At 38.4% G+C, this 24,051-nt stretch carries 22 protein-coding genes; 10 read left to right on the top strand and 12 right to left on the bottom strand.

Features of this window, described 5'->3' with window-relative positions; all coding sequences use genetic code 11:
• Window position 1: 1 nt before the first annotated feature.
• The 5 genes from KSK55_RS11915 to KSK55_RS11895 are packed head-to-tail and all read left to right on the top strand — an operon-like array spanning window position 2 to window position 4,744.
• Entirely contained in the window at window positions 2–613 is a 612-nt protein-coding gene (locus KSK55_RS11915; protein WP_218607025.1) for a 4Fe-4S dicluster domain-containing protein, read from the top strand.
• Window positions 610–999: a molybdopterin dinucleotide binding domain-containing protein gene (locus KSK55_RS11910; RefSeq protein ID WP_214419423.1), complete on the top strand. Its 390-nt coding sequence runs from the start codon at window positions 610–612 to the stop codon at window positions 997–999. The genes KSK55_RS11915 and KSK55_RS11910 overlap by 4 nt, the downstream gene beginning before the upstream one ends.
• On the top strand, window positions 989–2,293 hold the full coding sequence (locus KSK55_RS11905) for a formylmethanofuran dehydrogenase subunit B (RefSeq protein ID WP_218607024.1): 1,305 nt from the start codon (window positions 989–991) through the stop codon (window positions 2,291–2,293). The genes KSK55_RS11910 and KSK55_RS11905 overlap by 11 nt, the downstream gene beginning before the upstream one ends.
• Window positions 2,286–3,986, top strand: a complete 1,701-nt coding sequence (locus KSK55_RS11900; protein ID WP_214419425.1) for a formylmethanofuran dehydrogenase subunit A — start codon at window positions 2,286–2,288, stop codon at window positions 3,984–3,986. The genes KSK55_RS11905 and KSK55_RS11900 overlap by 8 nt, the downstream gene beginning before the upstream one ends.
• Window positions 3,983–4,744, top strand: coding sequence for a formylmethanofuran dehydrogenase subunit C (locus KSK55_RS11895; protein ID WP_218607023.1), 762 nt, complete (start codon window positions 3,983–3,985; stop codon window positions 4,742–4,744). Before KSK55_RS11900 ends, KSK55_RS11895 begins: the two co-directional genes overlap by 4 nt.
• 527 nt (window positions 4,745–5,271) lie before the next feature.
• Here KSK55_RS11895 and KSK55_RS11890 read toward each other — a convergent pair.
• Window positions 5,272–6,114: a hypothetical protein gene (locus KSK55_RS11890; protein WP_218607022.1), complete on the bottom strand. Its 843-nt coding sequence runs from the start codon at window positions 6,112–6,114 to the stop codon at window positions 5,272–5,274.
• A 937-nt stretch (window positions 6,115–7,051) separates the two neighbouring features.
• Here KSK55_RS11890 and KSK55_RS11885 point away from each other — a divergent pair.
• On the top strand, window positions 7,052–8,875 hold the full coding sequence (locus KSK55_RS11885; protein ID WP_218607021.1) for an ABC transporter ATP-binding protein: 1,824 nt from the start codon (window positions 7,052–7,054) through the stop codon (window positions 8,873–8,875).
• Window positions 8,876–8,911: 36 nt separating this feature from the next.
• Here KSK55_RS11885 and KSK55_RS11880 read toward each other — a convergent pair whose 3' ends face one another.
• From KSK55_RS11880 to KSK55_RS11870, 3 genes are all read right to left on the bottom strand, one after another.
• Entirely contained in the window at window positions 8,912–9,853 is a 942-nt protein-coding gene (locus KSK55_RS11880; protein WP_218607020.1) for a glycosyltransferase family 2 protein, read from the bottom strand.
• Window positions 9,854–10,246: 393 nt separating this feature from the next.
• Window positions 10,247–10,591, bottom strand: a complete 345-nt coding sequence (locus tag KSK55_RS11875) for a glycosyltransferase (protein WP_218607019.1) — start codon at window positions 10,589–10,591, stop codon at window positions 10,247–10,249.
• Complete coding sequence (locus KSK55_RS11870; protein ID WP_218607018.1) at window positions 10,588–11,052, bottom strand: glycosyltransferase family protein; 465 nt, start codon at window positions 11,050–11,052, stop codon at window positions 10,588–10,590. The genes KSK55_RS11875 and KSK55_RS11870 overlap by 4 nt, the downstream gene beginning before the upstream one ends.
• 83 nt (window positions 11,053–11,135) lie before the next feature.
• Between KSK55_RS11870 and KSK55_RS11865 the strand changes: the two genes are divergently transcribed.
• On the top strand, window positions 11,136–12,755 hold the full coding sequence (locus KSK55_RS11865) for an IS1634 family transposase (RefSeq protein WP_218607017.1): 1,620 nt from the start codon (window positions 11,136–11,138) through the stop codon (window positions 12,753–12,755).
• On the opposite strand, the gene KSK55_RS11860 is transcribed toward KSK55_RS11865, so the two are convergent.
• From KSK55_RS11860 to KSK55_RS11825, 8 genes are all read right to left on the bottom strand, one after another.
• Window positions 12,748–13,149, bottom strand: a complete 402-nt coding sequence (locus KSK55_RS11860) for a hypothetical protein (RefSeq protein WP_218607016.1) — start codon at window positions 13,147–13,149, stop codon at window positions 12,748–12,750. The genes KSK55_RS11865 and KSK55_RS11860 overlap by 8 nt on opposite strands.
• 196 nt (window positions 13,150–13,345) lie before the next feature.
• The gene (locus tag KSK55_RS11855; RefSeq protein ID WP_218607015.1) at window positions 13,346–14,512 is read right to left on the bottom strand and encodes a glycosyltransferase; all 1,167 of its coding nucleotides are present in this window, start codon (window positions 14,510–14,512) and stop codon (window positions 13,346–13,348) included.
• The gene (locus KSK55_RS11850) at window positions 14,513–15,727 is read right to left on the bottom strand and encodes a glycosyltransferase family protein (protein ID WP_218607014.1); all 1,215 of its coding nucleotides are present in this window, start codon (window positions 15,725–15,727) and stop codon (window positions 14,513–14,515) included.
• A gap of 173 nt (window positions 15,728–15,900) precedes the next feature.
• Window positions 15,901–17,325, bottom strand: coding sequence for a nucleotide sugar dehydrogenase (locus KSK55_RS11845; RefSeq protein ID WP_218607013.1), 1,425 nt, complete (start codon window positions 17,323–17,325; stop codon window positions 15,901–15,903).
• Complete coding sequence (locus tag KSK55_RS11840) at window positions 17,326–18,231, bottom strand: Gfo/Idh/MocA family protein (RefSeq protein ID WP_214419436.1); 906 nt, start codon at window positions 18,229–18,231, stop codon at window positions 17,326–17,328.
• Window positions 18,231–19,307, bottom strand: a complete 1,077-nt coding sequence (locus tag KSK55_RS11835) for a DegT/DnrJ/EryC1/StrS family aminotransferase (RefSeq protein ID WP_218607012.1) — start codon at window positions 19,305–19,307, stop codon at window positions 18,231–18,233. Before KSK55_RS11835 ends, KSK55_RS11840 begins: the two co-directional genes overlap by 1 nt.
• Window positions 19,304–19,900, bottom strand: a complete 597-nt coding sequence (locus tag KSK55_RS11830) for an N-acetyltransferase (RefSeq protein ID WP_214419438.1) — start codon at window positions 19,898–19,900, stop codon at window positions 19,304–19,306. The genes KSK55_RS11835 and KSK55_RS11830 overlap by 4 nt, the downstream gene beginning before the upstream one ends.
• 36 nt (window positions 19,901–19,936) lie before the next feature.
• The gene (locus KSK55_RS11825) at window positions 19,937–21,055 is read right to left on the bottom strand and encodes a GumK N-terminal domain-containing glycosyltransferase (protein ID WP_218607011.1); all 1,119 of its coding nucleotides are present in this window, start codon (window positions 21,053–21,055) and stop codon (window positions 19,937–19,939) included.
• Between the two features lie 560 nt (window positions 21,056–21,615).
• Here KSK55_RS11825 and mcrB point away from each other — a divergent pair.
• Genes mcrB through mcrC form a run of 3 tightly spaced genes read left to right on the top strand, consistent with a single transcriptional unit; the run spans window position 21,616 to window position 24,047 of the window.
• A complete protein-coding gene (gene mcrB, locus KSK55_RS11820; protein ID WP_214419440.1) occupies window positions 21,616–22,923 on the top strand; it encodes a coenzyme-B sulfoethylthiotransferase subunit beta in 1,308 nt (435 codons plus the stop codon).
• An 18-nt stretch (window positions 22,924–22,941) separates the two neighbouring features.
• The gene (gene mcrD, locus KSK55_RS11815; RefSeq protein WP_214419441.1) at window positions 22,942–23,412 is read left to right on the top strand and encodes a methyl-coenzyme M reductase operon protein D; all 471 of its coding nucleotides are present in this window, start codon (window positions 22,942–22,944) and stop codon (window positions 23,410–23,412) included.
• A complete protein-coding gene (gene mcrC, locus KSK55_RS11810) occupies window positions 23,412–24,047 on the top strand; it encodes a methyl-coenzyme M reductase I operon protein C (RefSeq protein WP_214419442.1) in 636 nt (211 codons plus the stop codon). The genes mcrD and mcrC overlap by 1 nt, the downstream gene beginning before the upstream one ends.
• Window positions 24,048–24,051: the final 4 nt, after the last annotated feature.

The following is a 24,051-nucleotide window of genomic DNA, read 5'->3' as shown; positions in this document are numbered from 1 at the left end:
CATGAGATCCATCCTATCATATATTCAACATATGGCCAGGCCGGAGTGGATTAAAACATTTTTCCTCGCGAAAACCGCCCCTCTGACAACTCCACCCCATTTCAGGGAATTTCCCCATCTGACTGGAAGAGAGTGTACGCATTGTTTTCAATGTATGATGGTGTGCCCGGCTCCTGGAGCAATAGAAATTGTCAGAACTGAGAAGCCTGGAGAATGGAAACCAGTGATACACCTTGGGCATTGCATCAGGTGTGGCCTGTGTGTTGAGATTTGCCCGGAACTGGTTCTTGATGCTGGACGGGTTCATACAAAAAATGCTCAGGATGGCACATACATGCAGTTCCAGTTCCACATCACGGTAAATCCGGTTACCTGCATGGGTTGTGGAAGTTGCACAGTTGCTTGCCCGGTCAACAAAGAGATAGATCCCCAACTTGCCGCCAAAGGGACAAGCACCTCAGATGAGGTCATTATGAGGGTATACAAAGGGATCAACACGGTGTTTCATGAGGACAAATGTACCGGATGCAAGACCTGTGAAGAGCAATGCCCTACCCGATCAATTCTCGTAGCACGGGTTCTTGAACCTCTCCAGATTGAGGAGGAGTCATGAAAATCCGAATAAATACTGGCAGAACTGTTGTGCAGGGTTCTCACGTAGATCAGAAAAATTCATCAGAATATTACCGGGAGGCATCCACAATACGACTCAATCCTGTTGATATGATGGAGATGGGGGTCGATGATGGTGAACGGGTCATGGTTACGGTATCAGATGGATCAGTTGTACTCCGGGCCATTTCTGATGAAACTATAAAAAGAGGAACCGGATTTCTACCACTCGGACCATATGCAAATTACCTTGTCGGAGGAACCACTCATAGCACAGGGATGCCTGATTTTAAAGAGGCAGAAGGAGAGATAGAGGGGACCGGGGACAAAATTCCAAGTGTTGGTGAACTAATGCGAAAACTGGGTGGTGTCCCATATGGTAGATAATATAAGACATGTTGTCTGCCCGTATTGTGGTTGTCTTTGTGATGATATTCTCATAGAATTGACCGACAGAAAAATATCCGGCGTTGAGAATGCCTGTACATTAGGTGCCCACAAATTTTTAGATGATGCAGGAAACCGCCTAAAAGGGCCGATTATGCGAAAAGGGGATCAATGGATAGATGTCTCCTATGAAGAAGCAATCGATTACGCTGTACAAATACTATCAGAAGCAGATCGCCCCCTTCTGTATGGATGGTCCGGATGTGTGACAGAAACTCAGGCAATCGGTGCTCATCTGGCGGAACTTATCGGAGGTGTCGTTGATAGTACAACATCAGTGTGTCATGGACCCTCTATTCTGGCGATTCAAGAAGTAGGTCATCCGGGATGCACACTCGGACAGGTAAAGAACCGGGCGGATACCATAATTTATTGGGGTTCCAATCCAATCGAGGCCCACCCGAGGCATCTAAGCAGGTATACAAATTACGCAGATGCATATTTTTTTCATAACGCATTTCGTGAACGTAAGGTTATCGTAGTTGATGTCAGGAAAACTGCAACCGCAGAGATCGCAACTGAGTATGTCCAGTTAGAACAGGGTGGTGATTATCACGTCCTTTCAGCTCTTCGAACAATAATCAGGGGAAGAGCAGACATTATCCCGGATATGGTTGCAGGGGTTCCAAAAAGTCAGCTTATCAGGGTTGCAGATATCTGTAAACAAGCAAAATTTGGGGCCCTTTTCTTTGGGGTCGGTGTTACGATGACCGGGGGTAAATACAAAAATATTCGGAATGCAATCGAATTTGTTGATGAATTAAATCGTCATACGAAATGGACCATATCCCCGATGCGAGGACATTCAAATGTATACGGATCAAACGAAGTCTTCACCTGGATAAGTGGGTATCCATTTGCTGTAGATTATTCACGAGGAATCGCATTTTATAATCCTGGTGAGACAACCGCGGTGGATATCCTGGCTCGTGGAGAAGCTGATGCAGCCCTGATTATGGCAAGTGATCCTGGTGCTCATTTTCCTCGTGTGTGTTCAGAACATCTTGCAAAGATACCCACCATTCTCTTTGATCCATATCCAAGTGCAACAACCCACCTTTGTACCCTCCAGATACCATCAGCAGTCAATGGCATTGATGCAGAAGGAACAGCATACCGTATGGATGGCATTCCAATCAGAACCCGGAAATTCCTTGACAACGGCTATCCAACCGATACCTCCCTATTAGAACAGATATATAGCAGAATTAAGGAGTTGAAAGGAAATGCGTGAGCTCCTGATAAAAAATGCCTTTGTTATTGATCCTCTTCAGGGAATCCATGGGGATATTATGGATATTCCCATCCGTGATGGCCGGATTGTCGACAAAGTCTCTGGAACCAGTCAGGTCATTGACGCTGGAAAAAATCTCACTCTTCCGGGTGGAATTGATTCACATACCCATGTTTGTGGAACAAAAGTGAATTTTGGCAGATATATGAGCCCTGAAGATATGAGGGCCGGAAGAACTCCACGACGTGGGCCTATGTATCCTACATCAGGATATACTGTACCGACTACGTATGGGAACAGTTACCGGTACAGCAAAATGGGGTACACAACGCTCCTTGAAGGGGCAATGGCACCTATGGAAGCCCGCCACACCCATGAGGAGTTTGCTGCAACTCCCATGCAGGATATGCTTGCAAATACTCTTTTTGATGGAAATTGGAGTCTTTTTGAAGCAGTGGGTGACAATGATATCAGACAAGCGGCGGCTGTTATCGGATGGACACTTTCTGCAGTCAAGGGTTTTGGTATTAAATTAACGAATCCGGGAGGAACTGAAGCTTGGGGATTTGGTGATGATCTTTCAGGAATTGATGAGGTGGTTCCAAACTGGGATATTACCCCCAGACAGATCATTGATGTCACGATAAAAGCCTGCGAATACCTGCACCTTCCCCACTCGGTTCACCTCCACTGCAATAACCTTGGGATGCCGGGAAATTATCGAACGACACTACAGACCCTTGACATTCCATCTGACCTGAATTCGGACCGACAGACATTGTATCTCACCCATGTTCAGTTCCATTCCTATGGGGGGAATACTTGGGGAGACATTCGTTCTGAAGCTGAAAAGATCGCTGGATCAGTAAATATCAAACCACAGGTTGTTATTGATATGGGCCAGGTCATGTTTGGCCGCACGATGACGATGACAGCCGACGGTCCGATGGAATTCCGGCTCTATACCCTCCATCGTAACAAATGGAGCAATCATGATGTTGAGCTTGAGACCGGGTCAGGAGTTATTCCCGTTTATTATAGCCGAAAGAGTTTAGTGAACAGTATCATGTGGGCAATTGGTCTTGAACTTGCCCTTCTTATCAAAAACCCCTGGCAGTGTATGCTCACGACAGATAATCCAAATGGGGCCCCATTTGTTAAATATCCGGAGATAATTGGCCTTTTGATGTCCAATAAATATCGGGAAAAAGAACTTGGACAGGTTCATAAACTGACAACTGAACGAACATCACTCGGAACCATCGATCGCGAGCTGAGCTATGAAGATATCGCGGTAATGACTCGTTCAGGACAGGCAAAAGCTCTTGGTCTTATCGAGCAGGGAAAGGGGCACTTCAGAGAAGGATCTCTTGCAGATATTGCAATTTATCCATTAAAACCAGATCAAACAGATCCTTCCCTACAATATGAAGAGGTTATTGGAGCATTTCAGCAGACTTTGTATACATTAAAAGACGGGATTGTAGTAAGTAAGGATGGAGAGGTTATTCGGGGTGTTGCAAATCGAACATTCTGGGTACATTCTGATTTGCCTGACGACATGGATATCATGAAAAGTCCCCGGTTTGTTGAAAAATTTTCACGGTTTTACTCGGTGGATCTTGAGAATTACTTAGTGCAGGATGAATATGTCAAACGGGGTGTCGCGATAAAGACGGGTGTTGACAAATGATGCAGGTCACCCTTACCATGAAATCAAGGGCAAAGCCATTCATACCCATAGAGGCTGAAATGATCATTCCAATGAATTTTATTGGTAATCGGGAGCTTTTTGTATGGGAAGGTAACAAAAAACGCCGTCTTGAAGATATTTTTACTGTCAGAAAGGAAGGGAACGTCAACTCCCCGGAGAATATCGTTGTAGTCTTAAGGGGAGATACAAGCCGGGTTAAAAGGGTTGGTGAGTATATGTCCTCCGGAACGATCACCATCGAAGGTGATATCGGAATGCATTGCGGTAATTTCATGCGAGGTGGAAATATTGCGATTCACGGGAATGCTGATGGCTGGCTTGGCCGTGAGATGCGGGCCGGATCAATAGTATGTCATGGGAATGCCGGCGATTATTGTGGATCCGGGTACCGTGGTGAAAAAAGAGGTATGCGAGGTGGTAAGATAGAAGTGTTTGGAAACGCTGGAGACTATCTTGGAGAATACCTGACCGGAGGAGAGATTCATGTGCATGGAAATGCAGGAATGTTTGCCGGGGCCGAAATGCGGGGAGGCTCGTTAATAATTGATGGAGATGTCTGGATTCCCGGAGCGAATATGGCAAAAGGGACGTTAGTAATCCGGGGAAGGGTATATAATATGCTCCCATCATTTGAGAAGATAGAGGAGAAGGAGGGTATGATGATATACCACGGGGATGTTGCAAACAAAGGGAAGGGGGAGATGATAATTGAAATGTCAACTGAAGATAGCACATGATTATGAAAAATCTACGGATGGCATGATTTGAAATAACGAGAAACACCCCACAAAGAAAGTATTTAAGAGTTGAGAACAAGCCCCGATAAAAAGAAGAGATTAAAAATCATCAGATAAGAAAAATTCTCCATTCAAAACTGTTTGATAATTGAGGATCCCACAAATACCATCTACCAGATAAATCCGGTAAAAAAATAAAAACCTAGAGAGATCTTCCTGATAAAGGTATAAATAAGCCTCTTTTCAGGCAGTCGTCGGAATAGAACAATCGTTGATGATCGAAGTTGGAGCAGACCTAGTCCGGGTCATCATTCAGAGGAAATCCTCGGTTATGTACGGTATCAACAAAATATAATCCGTTAATTTCATTGAAAATTCCGGCAACTACGCATTACCCACAGATTCTTTCTGACCCGGATCCATGTAAAAAAGAATCAATTAAAGAATTGCAGTCGCCGGATGATTAAGAAAGAGCACCATATACCCCTCAATTTTTCCGGAACCTGCTTCTCTGGTTGTTTGCACGATTAGGTAATTCTATAGAATGATTCAACAAGGCTCTTAAGATCTGCAAATTCATCAACATCGACTACACCCTTTACCTCATAGGTGGCAAAGATCCTCTCTACACTTTGCATGAGATCTGATTTGATCTTCTTTAGATCATCAAAGGATTCATCCGGGTACTGCTCTTCTGCTGCAGCAACAGTCTCATTAAAGTCAGAAAAAGCAGCAAAAACTTCTTCCTTCTCGGACACAGATCCCAAAACCAGGTACGCATAGGATTCCTTGATTGCTTTATGGAGTGATTCGGCAAGGAAAACCCTGTATGTTCCTGGTTTCATCAGTCCCGTCCCAGAGTCGAATCCAAGATCCCATGCTGCCTCCTGAGCTGTCATTGCCCGTTCCACTTCGGCCTCAAAAGCATCGAAATCTCTGGAATCGATCGTCTCATTCATCTCATATGAGTCAAACACCTTCTCCGCGAGCGTTTCCATGGTAATGACCGCCCCGGTTAATTCATCATAGCTAGCCTTGAACTCACCAGCGCCTTCAGATTTCAGATCGGCTTTCTCTTCAAATGCTGCCATGTCCCCTTCAAGCGATGCATACGTATCAAAGAATACCTGTTTGCTCTCACCGTCTCCTGAAACTAAGTAATCATATGCTCCCTCTGCCACCATCATGATTTTATCATCAATCGGACTGAATGCATCTTTTGCTTCTTCTGTGAAAAGAGATATATTCTGATAAGCGTTTTCTTCAGAACCGGTAACGGATTCTGATTCATTCATCTCATTCATGGCAGACACTCCTGCCATTATCATGATCATACCAAGCACCACGACCAGAAAGATTTTCAACTTCATTGGTATACTCCTGAAAAGGACATAGAATATCACCATATAAATCTGCCGGTTTATCTAGGGACGCTTCAAGAGCCATGAGAGAACCCATTTTGTTTCATATACGCCCGGTAATCAAAAATGTAGTGAAGAAATGGTCACTGTTCAGGCTTTCATATGAGAGTTGGATGGAAATAATTGCCTCTCTAGAAATTTTATTATTGGCCTTCTTTTCAACTGAAAATAAAAATTTATAACTCCCTCTAATCCAAAAGAGGGTCAGTAATACTTTCTACCATGTTTGGAATCCAGTGACTACTACTTACTTCAAGAAAATTATACACCAATTAGAAGGTATTTAGCGCCGTGATATAATATTTGATTATTTTTTAAAGAAGGATACCGTTTTTCTTCCAAAATGACTTAATTGTAGTCACATATTATTATTCCCTTCAAGGGTTGAGTTAGAGATTGTAATATAATCCATATTTTTCGGGCCAAATTTTACATTTATTTTCAAAATAAAAGACATTTTGAAACTTTTTGTTAAAAAGAGAGACAGTATGCAATTTAAAAAGGAGTTTGATTCATGTTTTTATAAAGGGGTTCTATGCCACTATCTTTTTCAGGCCATGATATTATATGGATCTATTATCGTGAGAATAGCAGGCCTTGAGAAGTGAGGTTAAAATGAGTTTTAGGTAAAAATAAGAATTATGCAATTAGATTTATAGGAGAGAGATTTCCCATATATCCAAATGTACAAATCAGCCTTAAAATAAGAAATATCGGAGATTTCGAGTGTTTTATATCGTGACGAATACCTGACAATAAGTGTACCCAAAGTTAAAATATATTAATTAATTCAATGATGACAGGGAGATGATACCAATTAATAAACAGAAAATAAATCATCTCTCCACAACTTACTTTGCTTAACAAATAATAGGTACTCTTAGCAATGGTTACATTAAAAGAATATATTCACCAATTGCATTTTTTTGTCCAGGGATATGAATATTATCTTATTTTTCTATTTACAATTGCAGTAATAATTGGAATAATAGATGCAGCAAGTATTGCACTCTTTTATCCGATGATTTCTGAAGGATTTAATATCCAGGCCGATAAAATACCATTATATAGCATTATTGAGAGTGTGAGTTCTCTCATTCCCATTGGATCAACTTTCGTCCATATTGGATTACTATTTGTCATATTAACGGCTACTTCTCTATGCCTTCAACTTGGATATTGGAAAATAGCATTCATATTCCAACGAGAAATTATTATTAAAACGAAAACGGCGATTTTTTCAAAAATAGAATCAAATGATTATAAATTTTTTGTTGATTCGAAACAGGGTGATTTGATAAACCTGTTTAACCAGAGTCCCCTTTATGTTCAAAACTCATACGATCGATTACTTTCTCTCTGTGCAGATTTAATGACATCTTTCATTGTAATCGTAATGCTTTTTGTTATTTCTCCCGGAGGTCTTTTACTTGTGATAATTGGGGGTGGTATTTTTTATCTGATTATCAATTCTATCGGGAAGAATATTTCAGAAAAGTTAGGAAATCTTCAGATTGCATCTGGTCAATCCGAAAATAAAGTAATCAATGAATATATTTCGGGTATTAAACCAATAAAGGCAACTCATGCATCAGAACACTGGAAGGAACAATATATTCATGCTTTGAAAGTATATTGGGATCGTTTTGCAGAATTCATGTTTATTCAGAGGATCCCGATTATTGCTATCAACTCTCTTTTCTACATAACAATTGGCGTAATTGTATTATTGCTGTACATGTTTTATGCAGACAATTTTATATTAGTTATTCCGGTCCTTGGAACTTTTGCCGCAGGAATGATGAAAATTCTTCCAAAAGCGATGAATATGGGGACGTATAAACTTGAGCTGAAAAACTATCTCCCCCACCTAATGAAAGTGTATGGTACCCTTCAAGAAGAAAGATATCAAAAAATATTAAATGGAAGTATCACATGTAACGAAATAGAATCAGATATTGTTTTTGAAAATGTAAATTTCTCCTATGGTCATGCAAAAATTCTCACAGATGTATCTATCCAAATACGAAGAGGAGAAATGACAGCTCTTGTGGGTTCTTCAGGATCAGGAAAATCAACAATCGTTAACCTGATGTTGAGGCTCTACGATCCCTCATCTGGAAAAATCATATTAAACGGGAGAGATCTAAAAGAGTATGACATCAATTCTTACCGGGACATTATTGGATATGTAAGTCAGGATCCTTTTATATTTAATGCTACAATTCGAGAGAATATTTTTTTTGGGCATGATTATTCTGAAACGGAATTAATTGAAGCCTCAAAACTTGCTCATGCTCATGAATTTATTATGAATTTTCCGGATGGATTCGATACAATTGTTGGGGACCAGGGAGTTACCTTATCTGGTGGGGAGAAACAGCGGATAGTAATAGCCCGGGCTATGATCAGAAGACCAGATTTGTTAATTCTTGATGAGGCAACAAGTGCACTGGATAATATTTCTGAAGCAGCAGTTCAGGAAGCAATTGATCAGGTTTCGAAAGAGTGTACGACTCTTGTGATTGCTCATCGATTGACAACAATAAGAAACGCCGATAAAATTATTGTAATTGAGAAGGGGAAGATAGTAGAAGAAGGAAGCCATGATGAATTGTTGGAAATAGAAGGAAAATATTGGAAAATGTATCGAAGTATTCAACTATCTGAAAAAAATGAATATTTTAATTCTGATTATCCCTCAAATTAAGATGGATTTTTACAGATTTTTATCTGTTTGAGGGAATCAAACGCTATCAACATGGGATAATCCTTTTTTAAAAAATCCTCCAATATATCTGACCCATTCTATTAAGCAACGTCCAAGTCTTTTCATCATCGTAATTGCAAATCCCCTTTTTGGATATATTTTTTTCATGAAATTACCTTGTATTAAAATTATGGCTATATATGTTAATGAAAAGAAGGGGAAGATGTAATATCTATGAAAATTACATTTAGAAAAGCATTCAATAAAAATCGTTTCATGATTGTTTTTTAATTTAATTCCTAAATCAGATAACATTTTTTTTCTCCATTCTCTTTCAACAATCAGACCTTTTGACAAATTTTTTTGTGTCGTGGATTCGTAATGGTACCTGATTGATCCAAGATTTTGCTTAAGATTTGCAAATTTTGTTTTGGGAATTAAGCGGTACCATAAATTCCAGTCTTCGCCTGTGGGTGTTGAAAAGTATTGGTTTTCTCGAAATATTTCAGATCTACCCATTATTGTTGCATGGATCATTGGGGATCGAAAAATTATTGAAGAAGCTATTTCATCATGAGTTAATGGCATATTCGAAACTCCTTTTTTTATTCCAAAAAAAGTCGCCTGGGTCCCACATATCCCGACCATTGGGTTGTTCTCTAAAAAGTCAACTTGGTATTTAAATCGATCATTATGAGCAAGATCATCTGCTCCAATATGAGCGATATATTTTCCTTTTGAATTTGCTATACCTACATTGAAAGAATATGCAATGCCTTTATTTTCTTCATTTTTAATAATCTTTATTCGTGAATCAGAAATAGATGAAATAAGAGCATAGGTTGAGTCAGTTGACCCATCGTCAACAATAATAAACTCAAAATTTGAATAACTTTGATTTAAAATACTATTTATTGTTTCCACTACAAATTTTTCTCCATTATATACAGGCATAACCATAGAGACTAGAGGATCCAAGTTTTTCACCAAGTTATTTGTTTTCTTAAGATTTTCAAATTTATGCAATTCTTAAAATATTGATCATCAGATAAATTCTATTATGCACTCACGTGAGATTTTTTCTGAAAAATCAGAATTTTATTAATTGAAAATTTTCTATCATAATATCATTTAATGTTTAACCCTTTATAATCACTGATAAGTCAATAATTATAATATCTGAAAAAACATTTCGGCAAGATATCGATTTAATCAAAATATGAATAGAAGGAATAAACAATATCTATCTATTCTTCTTTCCTCCAGGCTTAACCGTCCACTGATTATAAAGAGATTATTCGATAATTATACATTTTTTTGTTAAATACCAAAAAGAGAGCTTATTATGACAATGTGGATGAAAATAAAAGATCAGGTTTTTGTCTGTAAAGCTTCATTATATACATCTCGAAATTGCACCCCTATACTATCAAACCCATACTTTTTATTTACATATTCATGCATTTTCTGTGGTTCGTAGGAAGACAGATTGTCTAAACAATAATTCATCGCATTACATAATTGATCATCATTCCCAACATCTACTAAAATCCCATTTTCTTCTGTAATAATGTCTTCAGGACCACCACAGCGAGTGGAAATTACAGGACAACCACACGATATTGCTTCGATAACAACACAACCAAATGTCTCTAAATTGCTATTTAAGACAAATAGATCTGCTTTTTGGAATTCTGACAGTAATAAATCATTCAATAAAAGACCATGGAAAAAATATATTCATCCTGGCCTTGAATATGATGTGCTAACTCCATTAATGGTTCTTTATCTAATCCGTCTCCAACAATATGTAATTCGAAATCTGATCGAATTTTTCTTAAATATCCAACCGCTCGAATTATACCGCTGACATTTTTATATCGGTCATTAAGAAGAGAAACATGTAAAATTCGTTTTTTAAGGTTATGTTTTTCATCTTTTTTTGGTACAAAGAAAGTAGTATCTACAACATTACCAATTATTTGATAATTCGCTGATTGAACTGATTCTAATGCATTCTTAAGAATTGTTGAAACAGGTAAGACAATTCCTGCAAATTTTAATGTCAGGCGAGTTTTTATTGTTTCTTTTACTCCACTCGGAGGATTTAATCTAGTAGCTGAATGTTCAACTATGACAAAAGGTATGCCAAATAAAAATTTTAATAATATTCCCACATTCCGCATATCCTTTTATAAAATTCAATTAATCATAAAAGCTTAACTATAAATACTTCCTGATCGATCTCTATGGATAAACGATGGATTTCGATGATATCTTCGTATCAGATTCAGATCGGACAATCGGTCATCTTGGACTTGTTGCTGGTAGTTATGATGAACTGAATATTGGTCAGATAATTGATAATTTCATTCCAAAAACAGGTCCACATCACTTGACACATGGCGATATTGTTAAAGCAATGGTCATAAATGGCCTAGGATATATTGAACGGCGGCTTTATCTTTTTCCTGCATTTTTTACCGATATCTCCCTCACTCGTCTTTTTAACAAGGAGATCACTCCAACACAATTGAATGATGATCTTCTGGGTCGGACTTTAGATGCAATTCATGCGTTTGGAGAAACCGAAATGTTCAATCATATTGTATCGGAATGCCTTGAAAGAGACCAATTCGCAATCAATTTAGTAAATAACGATACTACCAACTTTAGTGTCCATGGAAACTATGACTCAGACAGCAATACTGAAGAAATTGAGATAACGCATGGTCATCCAAAGGATGGTCGCTGGGATCTTAAACGATTTGCACTTGGAATGGCAACCAATCAACATGGAATTCCTCTTCTTCTTCAGACATTCTCAGGGAATGAGTCTGATAAAAAAGCACTCCTTGAGATCATAACGAAAGTTAAAAAGAACCTCAATGTTGCAGAAAAAGTCATTCATGTAGCAGATTCAGCATTCTATACTGAAGAAAATCTTCAGACGCTCGGCTTTCATACCTTCTGGATATCACGTGTTCCCTTAACAATATCTGAAGCTGAGTCTCTTCGAAAAACTTCTGAATCTTTCACTTCCTGCGAAGACAGTCGTTATTCATACTATTGCTCATCATCCAATTACGCCGGAGTCAGACAAACTTGGATTGTCTTTCATTCAAGTGAACAACAAAGAAAAAAAGAGAAGGATTTTGATAAAAAAGTAGAGAAAGAACTCATACGAGCTCAAAAATCCCTAAAACACCTGGCCTGTAAACGTTTTGCCTGTGAACCCGATGCCAGAAGTGCTGCTGCCGAATGGGTTTCGAAACACCCGTGGGTAATTTTTGATACTTGTTCTATAAAACAAGTTCACGAGCGATTAGAGAAGAAACGGGGACGGCCTGGAAAAGATGAAACGCTCATACTGAAATATGTTATTGAGGCTGATATCTCACTAAATTTTACTGAATTAGAAAAAGAAAAGTCAATTCTTGGCAGATTTATTATTGCGACAAATGATCTTGATTTGGATCCTGAAACCACGTTAAACTATTATAAAGGTCAATCACAGGTCGAAAAAGGATTCAGGTTTCTGAAGGATAAAACGTTCCGGGTATCTGACGTATTTCTTAAAAATACTGGGAGAATTCAGGCTTTGGCAATGATCATGGTTCTTTGTCTATATGTATACGCCGTAACAGAGTACAAGTTACGGAAAAGTCTCAAAGAGACTAATGAAACAGTGCCGAGTCAAACCGGTAAACCAACTCAAAAACCAACATTACGCTGGATTTTCTTTTTATTTCGAAGAGTTAGAGAACTCTCACTTCGGATTGAAGGCAGAATCGTCACCAAAGTTCTCAATTTGGATAAAACGATTCGGAAAATTATTCGATTGCTTGGGACGCATCATGAAAAATATTATTTCACATAACAAACTGCGGAATGTGGGATATTGCAAAAAGTCCCATATTTATCAAATGATTCGACATTACATTCACTTGTACAATATCATGGGATCCAATTTCGGTCACGATTTTTCTATACACCATGAACATATGAATATAGACATTATTGCGCAAATTATTAATAACAGAGAAATTACTTGATAAATCCAGTGGTAAATACAACCGATAGACACGAATGCCATCTTCTATCTGGCTAGTTTTTTTAATTTTTTGAATTGTTGGATCACGGACTGCATATAATACTGTGATATCACAAGTTTTTGAAACTGCTTCTGCGTGTCTTTTAACAAATATACCAGATACAGGATTACTATCAGGATACCAAATTGTTAAAAATAATACCTTAAGTCTTTTTGTCATATTATGAATACCAGTTATTTGGAATTATAATGGAGATTTATCAATTACAGTTAGTGCATATTTACCTAATTCATACACTTTAGTATACCAACAATAAATTCTTTGAAGATAAACTTTGCTTATTTTCCTATTTCAGGTATTATTTATGTTTTCTCCTATTCCGATTTTAATTGATATTTTATCAGATATTTGTTCATTATTTTTTGATCATTAGATCAGTATAAACCTTGATCCATTTTTCAATTACTACATCTGAAGAATAATTACTAAGAAATGTTTCCCTAATTTTTTGTGGTGAATATTTTTGATAATTATTCATGACGTATATTATTCCTTCGGCAAGATTTTCAGGATTTTCATTCTCAACAAGGTATCCAACATCAGGTGTGACATATTCTTCCGGTCCTCCACAACGTGTTGAGATTATCGGTTTCCCTAACGACATTGCTTCAATTCCAACAATGCCGAAGGTTTCTGATCTACTCGAGATAACTAATGCATTTGTTTGATGATAAAATTGAGAAAGTTCTTCAGTTATTTTTTCACCATGAAAAGTACAATAATTTTCTAATGATAATTTTTTTACTATTGACAAATATTTTTCCTTTTCAGGTCCATCTCCAATAATATCCAGATGGCAATTCAGTATTTTTTTCTCCTTTACGACTATTTCCATCGCTCGAATTAAAATATCTATACCCTTAATCGGAACTAATCGGGAAACGTTTAACAGATGAAAAATAGAATTATTCGACATTTTTTCAAGAAAAAAACACAATTTATCTTCATTGATAAAATTGGGAATAACCGTACATTGGTTTCGCCCTTTACATTTAACCAAATTGCATAGGGAATTACTAACTGCCGTAAAGTAATCTGCCCTTTTTAAAACATTATATGCAATTTTTTTTCGTATAGAATTAAATAAATCATTAAAAATACTAGAATGTTCAGTTACAATGACGGGTATGTGTTCCTGATCGTTGATAATTATTGCACCAAATCCTCCCATAATAATTGATTGTGCATGTATTACATCAGGTTTGCCAAATTCCTCTTTTATTATTGAGTAACCTTTTATTACTGCTCTACGATATAAAAATATTTTTAGAAATTCGCAATAAGGAAACCAATTTATATACCCATAATTTACTGTGAAAATTGAATTATCATAAAAAAAATGGATTTTTTTTTGAAATAATTTAGAAAACTCAATAATTCTTATCGGCTCCTGGATAAATAGAACCGCGACATTTACTTTTTTACTCAATTCCAAAGCTTGTTCTCTGAAAAAAGTTCCAGGAAGTGGATTACTTTTAGTGGGATACCAGGAAGGTACTATTAAGATTTTAATATTACTCATTTAATTCAAATTTTTATGGATATATTCGTCATATTGTCCTACTTTTTCATATAATTTATCATATCTCGACTTAATATATTTAAATGAGAATGATTCTCCAGTATGAAGGGACTTTAAAATCATAGTTTCTAGTCTTGGTTTATCACCTAATAAACCAATTATTGAAGAAATAATTTCCTCTTTTTTATCATTTTTAGAAAAAAGGAGAGAACATTCAACGATTTTATCTTGATTCTCGACATCTGCCCTGATTATTGGAATAACTCCATATCGTAAATATTCATAAATTTTATTCGCTGATACTGTTACCCAATAATCAGTTTTCATAAAAAGAAATCCAAGATGTGCATGAGATGTATACTCCAAAACATCATGATGTGCAATATGCCCTAAGTAAAAAAACCTTCCCCTGTGTTTTTTTTGAAGATAAGAAAAACGAGATATTAATTCGTCATCAGAAGTTAATCCTCCAATGTAGGCCTCTGATAAAGGAAAATCAGCGAGAACCGAATCCATAACCTCCAACAAAAGATAAATATCTCTATCCAATGAAACATCAAGAGAACCAAAATAAATTAATGAAAATGACTCTTTTTCTAATTTAGATATTTTTCCATCTATTATTTTAGAATCGTAATTATCAATATCTGGATAATTAGGAACAATAGTAACAATCGATTTTCTGAACCTTTTTTTTAAGGAAATTAAATGTTCATCAGACACTCCAACCAATCCATCTATCCACCGAAGAGAAATAATCTCAAAAATCCTTGGAATTTTATCGAATAATTTTTGATTTTTTTTATTCATCTCGAATAATTCATGACGATCATATACAAGGGCTGATACGGGATATAGAGCGAACCGTAAGAATATTCCAGTAAATAGCAATTCATAATCGTGTATATGGATAATTGTTTTAATTGAGTCATCAAAATTTAATTTACGTAAATTAGACAAAACTAGTGTTCCCAATATTGGAAATACCAAAATAATTAGTACAAAAAGTCGATTAATAATATGGTCTGAAAAATTACCGATATTGAGTCTAAATCCATTTTCACCATTATGAGAAAATTTTCCTGATTTCAATGAAGAATAATATCTATTAATATGCAAATGATACACATCATGTCCTTCATACAGGACATGTTTCATATGACGGTTTATCCTACCATCTCCAGGATGATGAACATCTAAAATAATTATATTCATTTTTTTTAGAACATCTCGTAATGATGAAAATTCTTATTTTTTATGCAATAATATCTACTGTGAACCTTCATCACTATTCACCATTCTATGATTTTTTTTGACAAGGGAGCACACAAAATTAACTGTGGTCATGCACCAACAATTGACAGGATAATAGTCATTATATGCACCGGTTAAATGGGATGGGAATTCTTATCCCCTCTCCCTATACCCAAGTAGATGAACCCATTCTGGATAAAAACATCAGGATCAATGACATTTCTTCCATCAATAATTACACATCGGGATGAACCGGATAATTCCAGGACTTTATGGGAATCCAACTGATAATACATCCGGTGTCCGGTAAAAATCACTACAGCATCAACACCGGATAAAACTGATTCCAAATCCTGACTTAAATCAATCCCGGGCCAATTGGTAACCCAGGGATCATGCACCCGGATATCAGCACCTTCCTCAATGCATAACTGGTAAAAGGATTCTGATGGAGTATTTCTTGCATCATCGGTATTCGCAAGAAATGACCATCCCAGAAGGGCTACCCTGGCCCCTTTAATCTTCTTACCTGAACGATTCAGCCCCTTTTTCAGGAGATGAACCATATGCATTGGCATAAAATCATTGATGTGACGGGCAGTCACATAGAGGGATTCAATCCCGTCAGGAAAGTCCACCGACTGCTCATCAGAGATTTTAACTCCCCGTTCCAGATGATACGTGTCTTTTGTCAGACAATGTCCGCCAACACCTGCACCCGGCCAGAGGATTGCACGAGTAATCCCTTCACCTTTTAACGAGTCAATGCCTTTTCGGACATCATAAAAATTAATACCAATTGCCTCACAATAAAGAGCCAACTGATTTGCTGCTGCAATTTGTAAATCACGGAAGGTATTTTCTGCAGTTTTTGTTACTTCAGCTGCAGTAGCAGTCATTGGAATGAGTTTTCCGGAGGTGAGAACCGGACCATAGAGCTCCATTGCCCGGTTTGTACTAGCATCATCTATCCCCCCGACTATTCGGTCATGTTCCTGAATATTCCGAAGCAGCCTGCCAACCATAACCCTTTCAGGAGCATGAGCAAGACCAAAATCCCTGCCTGCGACAAGGCCTGATTCTTCCTCCAATATCTTTCTCGCCCAGTTTGCAGTAGTACCAGGCGTGATTGTTGATTCAAGAACTATTAACGAACCTTCTGACAGATACCTGCCTGCCTGGCGAACTCCTTCTTCAAGAGCAGAGAAATCAGGTATTAAATCTGTAGGATTTAAAAAGGGAGTCTGTATCGCTATCGTAACTGCATCACAGTGTGAAATTTTAGAAAAATCAGATGTACATTCGAACTTTTTCTTTTGGACAACTTCATTTAATAGTTCATCAAGCCCTGGTTCTTCACCCTTCAGAGGATTTTTCCCAGCATTAAGTAGGTTTATTTTATATCCTGAGCTTGATGAATCACGCTGAAAACCATAAACCTTCTCGAAAGATTTGGCAAAAAGTGCTCCAGCCGGGATACCTACATATCCCATCCCAATAACACCGATAGTCCTGATAGGTCCTCTTTTCTTAAAAAGATCTGCTAATACCCTACCCATTTAGAACATTCCTCTAATCTGTTCACATAATTCAAGATTCTGAATTGCTTCGTTGGTTGTTATAGAAAATGGTTTATTTGTTTTAACTGATTTCAAGAAACTGGATAATTCGGACCGGAGAGGTTCCTGTTTTGCCACCAGCACTTTTTCAACAATATTCTCCTGAACATACCGATCCCTGTCGACTTTATACTGACCAGGTTTCCGATGAATATAGATCTCCTGCGACATGAAATCCCCCTGAATTGTCATATCTTCCTGCTCGATATGAATCATACGGATTTTTTTAGAAGATTTCCTGCTGGCAGACAGATAAATCAATGTATTTTTACTTGAGCATAAAGCAGCTGCAACATCTTCATTCCCTTTTGCCTGAACATTCACATCTGAACAACCAAGTGCATGGAGCATAATGTCAATATCATGGATCATAAGATCTTCAACAACTGAACTTCCGGTAATTCGGGATGAAGTAGGATTATGGCGTTTAAATTCTATATAGAGAGGTTCTGAAATGATCTGACTGATTTCATTCACAATAGGATTAAACCGTTCAATATGACCAACTCCTACGATGAGATCATCAGGAATATTTTGTACCAGTTGTTTTCCTTCATCAGAAGAGAGACAGATTGGTTTTTCGATAAGCACATTAACCCCAGCTTTAATAACCTCTAGGGCAGTATTAAAGTGAAATTGCGTTGGAACACAAAGACTTACCGCTTCAACACGATGAAATAAATCACTATAAGAATCTGCTACTTCCACATTATTCAGGGAGGCCACCTTTCTAGCCTGCTCATTATTTACATCATAAATAACAACAGAATCGACTTCCTTTAATTGAGAATAAACACGGACATGGTTTTGTCCCATCATACCGGTCCCGATAACTCCCACATCCATCAGGACCACCGGTTAATTGAATCACAGATATGAGATAATTCCATTTCAGATAAATCCGGATACACCGGAAGGCTAAGAACCTCTTTAGCCAATTTAGAAGAAACGGGACACGGAGGATTTTGAGAACCTGAATAAACAGGTTGTTCATTCACCGGAATGGGATAATGAACAGCGGTTCCGACTCCATGTTCTGACAACCATGAAACCAGGTCATCACGCTTGTTATCACGTACTCTGATTACGTACTGATGAAATACATGGCTGCATCCTTCTTGAATTGTGGGCAAAGTGATATCCGGATGGTGAATATTTCTTGAAAAAAATGACGCATTATTATTCCTTTTTTGATTCATAACATCCAGTTTCCGAAGTTGCACCCGCCCTATTGCAGCTCCGATATCTGTTAATCTGTAATTATATCCAATTTCAGTATGGAGATATTTTTTTTCCTGACCATGGTTTATTAATCTACGGCAACGTTCTGCAATAGACACGTCATTGGTCGTAATCATCCCACCTTCACCGGTTGTCATATTTTTTGTAGGATAAAACGAAAAACATCCAATAGCACCGAATGAGCCAACCTTTTTTCCATGATATTGCGCCCCATGTGCCTGTGCACAATCTTCAATAAATATTAGATTATGATCCTCACAAACATCAAGGATCGCTGCAATATTACATGGTTGACCGAATAGATGTACCCCGATAATCGCCTTTGTTTTTGATGTAACTGATTCAACAATCGCATCAGGATTAATTTCGAAGGATTCTTCACATACATCAACCATAATGGGTTTTGCACCACACATACTTACAGAAGATGCGGTGGCAAAAAAGGTAAATGAAGGTACGATTACTTCATCTCCCTGATGAATTCCACATGCAAGTAATCCAGTATGAAGTGCAGTAGTTCCATTATTAGTGGCGATTGCATCTAAGGTACTACAATACTGAGCAAATTCTTTTTCAAAGGAGAGAACTTGCTCACCACTTGCAATCACACCTGAACGAATGACTGCAGATACAGCGTCAATCTCATTATCATCAAAAACGGGGTGAGCAATTGGAATCATTTTCGTTCAGCTCCTTCGGGTAGTGTTCTTATACGTGCAGGAGAACCTATGGCAAGGGTGCCAGGTGGAACATCTTTTGTTACAACAGAACCTGCAGCAATAAGTGAACCCTTTCCTATTGTTATTCCTGGAAGGATGGTTGTATTTGCACCAATTGAAACATAATCTTCTAATATCGGACCAAATAAATCTGAACCTCCATTTGGTGGATATTTGTCATTTGTCAGCACTGAATTCGGACCGATAAATACATGAGAACCAATTTTCGTATTTGTTGGAATATAAACCAGACTCTGAAGATTCACATAATCACCGATTGAACAATTACCTTCAATGATTACATTTGTCCCCAGGGAGACATGATTTCCAATAACTGTATTTTCTCTAATCAACACATTATGACCTGATGAAAAATGATCACCGATTTTTACATCCGCATAAATTGTTGTTCCAGGTCTTAGTATTCCATGTGATCCAATTGAACAACCATCATATGATTCTTTATTCAAATGATAACGTGGAGGAAAACCAAGTATCACCGGATCAAAGATTCGCAAGTCATTTCCGATAACATTTTTACCATATTGTGTCATTTTTTTATGAATTCCCTATTTATTTTACGTGCTATCCTATAATGAAACTTCATTTAGAATCACATCTGTAAACTCATCCCAATCACGAACATCAGAGGTATCAATTGTATCTCGTTCAAACGCGGCAGCTTTCTCTACTGCATCACAGATCGATTTTTTGTCATCATATGAATACCTGATAAAATGTTTCCTGTTTGAGGGAATTCCATCAGGTGCAATAATTGGAAGTTTGCACCAGGTATATTGAATTACTTTCAAACTATCGGAGTAGGTGTCTAGTCCAACAGATGTCCTGAGGATATGGAGACCAACATCAGCGTGAACCAAATATGGAATAGTATCAAGATGAGGAAGTTCTCCATAGGATATGACGTTTTTTGGCATTTCATTGAGAGAGAGTGGGCCGATGACATGAAATCCATATTTCGGAAACTCTTCTCCAGCCGTTTTTAAGAAACTCTGGTCAACATGTGCTATTCCAATGAAAACAAAATTTTTTTGGTAATTATCGTAAACCAAGGGTTTTAAATTCTCTTTAGAAAAGAGTTCTTTTTTAATGCCATGATGTAAAAGGACAACATTGCCATTCCTAAATCTTTGATACAATGACGATGAAGGAACGGTGATTAAATCAACTAATGGAGTGATTTTTCTCTCATATTCTATAATTTTTTTATGGGGATGAAGAGTCTCCAATGCATCATCTGCTCGATAAACAAATTTCGCATCAGGGTGATTTTTTTTAAGATAGTCATAAAGAATGATTCCAGAGTTACTCTCCTGAAAAAATAAATCCGAATCAATTATTAACTCTTTCAGATTAGTTGGAATCCGCGATTGAAATAATTTAAAAAATAATGGAGAAATGGTATCTATTAGTTTATTACCTGTTAATGAAAGGGGGGAGTAAAGAGGGGCATAGGAGTATTGAATAAGGTTCTCTTGTATTTTTATTGGTTTATTTAAATCAGAAATTTTTATATATTTCCACCTGTGATCTCCAGACAGTATTGAAAATGGAGAAAGAGGAGTTGTAACAAAAATTACCTCCCATCCTTTTTTCCTGAAAGAATCAGCAACATAATGAAAATCAACTCGTCTTTCTGAACAATAATGATGTAAAGAGAGCATTGTAACTTTTTTATGATTATTCATGAACCAGTCTCATTTTTAATTTAAATTAAATGAAAAATATTGTAATATACTTTCCTGAAACAGATCTATTTTTATCAGTGTATAATTTTTTTACCGATTGATCCATCAAGTTCGGTGCTAAAGCATAAAGGCATTCACTCTAGTATTTTACCACTCTTTTCTAACTTAAAAAAAAGAGAGATCTAATTCTTGACACTTTATGTAAACCTCATAACGCTATATATAAATTTAAATCTCCGGAGAAAGAGTAAAGCGCCCAACCCAATAGCACAAACAAAAAGCGAAGTACAATTACATAATTAATAATAATTTTATTCGTAATATTGATCATCACAAAAATAGATTAACATATAAAATTATTTCATATAATTAAAGAAAACTTCACTCAAGATATAAAGTTTCTCTGAAAAACAAACCGTTACATTTTTATTCACACCTTCCGACATATCATCAGTCCCGTAAAGGGGACGTGTACGAGTGATTACAGTCTAACAGTGACCAATTCCTTCAGTATACAGTGACAGAATCGTACAGGTTTTAAGAAACATCGGAGGAACTATATGGCAAAATTTTCCGACACAATCGATCTTTATGACGATCAGGGCAAACTGCTGAAAAGCGGTGTCGCCTTAGATAAAATCAGCCCGCTTACCAACCCCGGCATCAAGAAGATGATCAGCCTCACCAAGAGAACTGTTGCAGTGAACCTTGGTGGAGCAGAAGCATTTCTCAAGACCGGAAAAGCTGGTAAAAACCAGATCCCCGGACGTGGACTCAACCTTGACCTTGTTGCAAATGCAGGTGCAATCAAGGAAAAGATGTTCAAGATGCTCCAGGTCACCGAGGGTGACGACACCGAGATCAAGGAATTCGGCGGCGGCAAACTTCTGCTTTGTACGGTCCCATCCGCTCGTATTGATGCAGCAGCAACCTACGATGCAGCAATGACCGCTGTTTCAGCAGCAGCAACATATGCAGTCATTGACCAGTTTAACGTTGATATGTTCAATGGTTCTACTGTCAAGGCAGCATTCTGGGGTACCTACCCACAGACAATGGATCCATCAGGCTCAGCTTGTGCATCCATCCTGTCCATTCCACAGAACAATGAAGGTCTGGGATACGCTCTCCGTAACATCCAGGCAAACCACTGTGTAATGATCACCAACAAGAATGCAATGCAGGGTGCAGCACTCTCAGCAACCTTTGAACAGGCAGGAGAATTCGAAATGGGAGCCGCAATCGGACCATTCGAACGTGCACAGCTGCTTCTCTACGCCTACCAGGGTCTGAATGCAAACAACCTCGTCTATGACCTGGTAAAGAAGAACGGTGCATCCGGAACTATCGGTACCGTTGTCCAGTCTCTTGTCGAGAGAGCAATTGAAGACAAGGTTATCACCGCAGGCAAGAAGGGACCATCCGGATACACCTTCTACGAGACCAAGGATCCAATGCTCTGGAACGCCTACACTGCAGCTGGAACCATGGCAGCAACTATGGTAAACTGTGGTGCTGGCCGATTTGCACAGGCTGTTTCCTCAACCCTGCTCTACTTCAACGACCTGATTGAGCACGAGACCGGACTTCCGGGTTGTGACTACGGTCGTGTAATGGGTGTAGCAGTCGGATTCTCATTCTTCAGCCACTCTATCTATGGTGGTGGAGGTCCAGGTATCTTCAACGGAAACCACGTCGTTACTCGTCACGCAGCCGGTGTTGGTCTCCCATGTATTGTTGCTGCCTGTGCTCTTGATGCAGGAACCCAGATGTTCACTCCAGAGAGCACCTCAAAGGTCTACCAGGACACCTTTGGTAAGATCCCAGAGTTTGCCCAGCCGATTCAGCACATTGCTCAGGGAGCATAATCCCCAAGGTTTCGCACAATGGCTGATGCTGAATTCCCGCAATGCAGGATCGTCACCGAGCGCCTCTTAAAACCTGATACAGTAGAGAAAATCCTCAATAAACTGGCGGTCATACCCGGGATCCGAAGGATCGTCATAAATGGCCCGAGTATACCCCAGAAAGTCCCCTATGGCCCCGCACGGGGCCTGGATAACCCCCACTCAGGAAAAGCAACTATCCGGGTCGGGGAAACTGATGTTGACCTCCGGGTGCAGGTTGGAACATTCCTTCTCGAACTGGAAACACGGGATATCGTACAGCAAATCGAAGAAGCCTGTAAAGAAGTGTTTACAAACTTTACCTATTCAGTAAAAGAAGGGAAGTTTATGAGATCAACACCAACACAGGTTGATTATGCAAAGTACGGCCCGAATGCAAACGAAATTATGCTAGGTCTGGTCGATCCCAAGAATAAAACCGGACCGACACTCATCCAGGGAAATAGATAATGCCGATCGGACGGGTAACACAGATTGTAGACTGCCGCGAAAGTGCGGGCATGGGAAAAGGAGGGGCCCTAGCCCAAAGGGGGACTATCTCTGAATGCCGATATCCTGACGTCATCATAGTAGGGATGTCCCCCGGTCGCCGGCACGTCACAAAGCCGGTCTGTGATATTACGTCCGCCCTGCGGGCACAGGGGGTCGAATATAGTATCAGCACCATGATTCTCAACGCGGGCTCCGGGATTCCCCCTGATGCCCCTAAGAGTGCCGGTCATGTGCTGGGAGCATATTTCGGCCTGAACGAGAAGGAAATTATCCAGATAAACCGTCACAAAGTTGCGGTTTTGCACCATGGAAATGTCAGATCACATGTTGTCCACAAAGTCCGATCTATCTTAAAGGACTGTGAAATACCGGCGATTGTGGTCTGTCAGGCTCCCATCGATTACGAGGATTTTGCAAAAGAAGGGGTAAAAACGGCGCTAGTGATGCCGACTGAAGCAAATGTCCGGACGAAAGGGACAGTAATGGCGATCGTCAGTGGTATCACAAGGGGTCAGACTCCGTCTCGTGAGAAGATCAGCGAAGTCATTCACGAAGTCATGAAACTTATGAAAACTTCAAATTTGGAGAGATAAAGAT

It is taken from the genome of Methanospirillum hungatei, from assembly GCF_019263745.1.
Taxonomy (GTDB): domain Archaea; phylum Halobacteriota; class Methanomicrobia; order Methanomicrobiales; family Methanospirillaceae; genus Methanospirillum; species Methanospirillum purgamenti.
This window is presented reverse-complemented; position numbering and strand designations above follow the sequence as displayed.

Bases quoted from the DNA above. Each gene is read 5' to 3' on its own strand.
- KSK55_RS11915 (WP_218607025.1), top strand. From the start codon at position 2: ATGAGATCCATCCTATCATATATTCAACATATGGCCAGGCCGGAGTGG.
- KSK55_RS11910 (WP_214419423.1), top strand. From the start codon at position 610: ATGAAAATCCGAATAAATACTGGCAGAACTGTTGTGCAGGGTTCTCAC.
- KSK55_RS11905 (WP_218607024.1), top strand. From the start codon at position 989: ATGGTAGATAATATAAGACATGTTGTCTGCCCGTATTGTGGTTGTCTT.
- KSK55_RS11900 (WP_214419425.1), top strand. From the start codon at position 2,286: ATGCGTGAGCTCCTGATAAAAAATGCCTTTGTTATTGATCCTCTTCAG.
- KSK55_RS11895 (WP_218607023.1), top strand. From the start codon at position 3,983: ATGATGCAGGTCACCCTTACCATGAAATCAAGGGCAAAGCCATTCATA.
- KSK55_RS11890 (WP_218607022.1), bottom strand. From the start codon at position 6,114: ATGAAGTTGAAAATCTTTCTGGTCGTGGTGCTTGGTATGATCATGATA.
- KSK55_RS11885 (WP_218607021.1), top strand. From the start codon at position 7,052: ATGGTTACATTAAAAGAATATATTCACCAATTGCATTTTTTTGTCCAG.
- KSK55_RS11865 (WP_218607017.1), top strand. From the start codon at position 11,136: ATGGATTTCGATGATATCTTCGTATCAGATTCAGATCGGACAATCGGT.
- KSK55_RS11860 (WP_218607016.1), bottom strand. From the start codon at position 13,149: ATGACAAAAAGACTTAAGGTATTATTTTTAACAATTTGGTATCCTGAT.
- KSK55_RS11855 (WP_218607015.1), bottom strand. From the start codon at position 14,512: ATGAGTAATATTAAAATCTTAATAGTACCTTCCTGGTATCCCACTAAA.
- KSK55_RS11850 (WP_218607014.1), bottom strand. From the start codon at position 15,727: ATGAATATAATTATTTTAGATGTTCATCATCCTGGAGATGGTAGGATA.
- KSK55_RS11845 (WP_218607013.1), bottom strand. From the start codon at position 17,325: ATGGGTAGGGTATTAGCAGATCTTTTTAAGAAAAGAGGACCTATCAGG.
- KSK55_RS11840 (WP_214419436.1), bottom strand. From the start codon at position 18,231: ATGGATGTGGGAGTTATCGGGACCGGTATGATGGGACAAAACCATGTC.
- KSK55_RS11835 (WP_218607012.1), bottom strand. From the start codon at position 19,307: ATGATTCCAATTGCTCACCCCGTTTTTGATGATAATGAGATTGACGCT.
- KSK55_RS11830 (WP_214419438.1), bottom strand. From the start codon at position 19,900: ATGACACAATATGGTAAAAATGTTATCGGAAATGACTTGCGAATCTTT.
- KSK55_RS11825 (WP_218607011.1), bottom strand. From the start codon at position 21,055: ATGAATAATCATAAAAAAGTTACAATGCTCTCTTTACATCATTATTGT.
- mcrB (WP_214419440.1), top strand. From the start codon at position 21,616: ATGGCAAAATTTTCCGACACAATCGATCTTTATGACGATCAGGGCAAA.
- mcrD (WP_214419441.1), top strand. From the start codon at position 22,942: ATGGCTGATGCTGAATTCCCGCAATGCAGGATCGTCACCGAGCGCCTC.
- mcrC (WP_214419442.1), top strand. From the start codon at position 23,412: ATGCCGATCGGACGGGTAACACAGATTGTAGACTGCCGCGAAAGTGCG.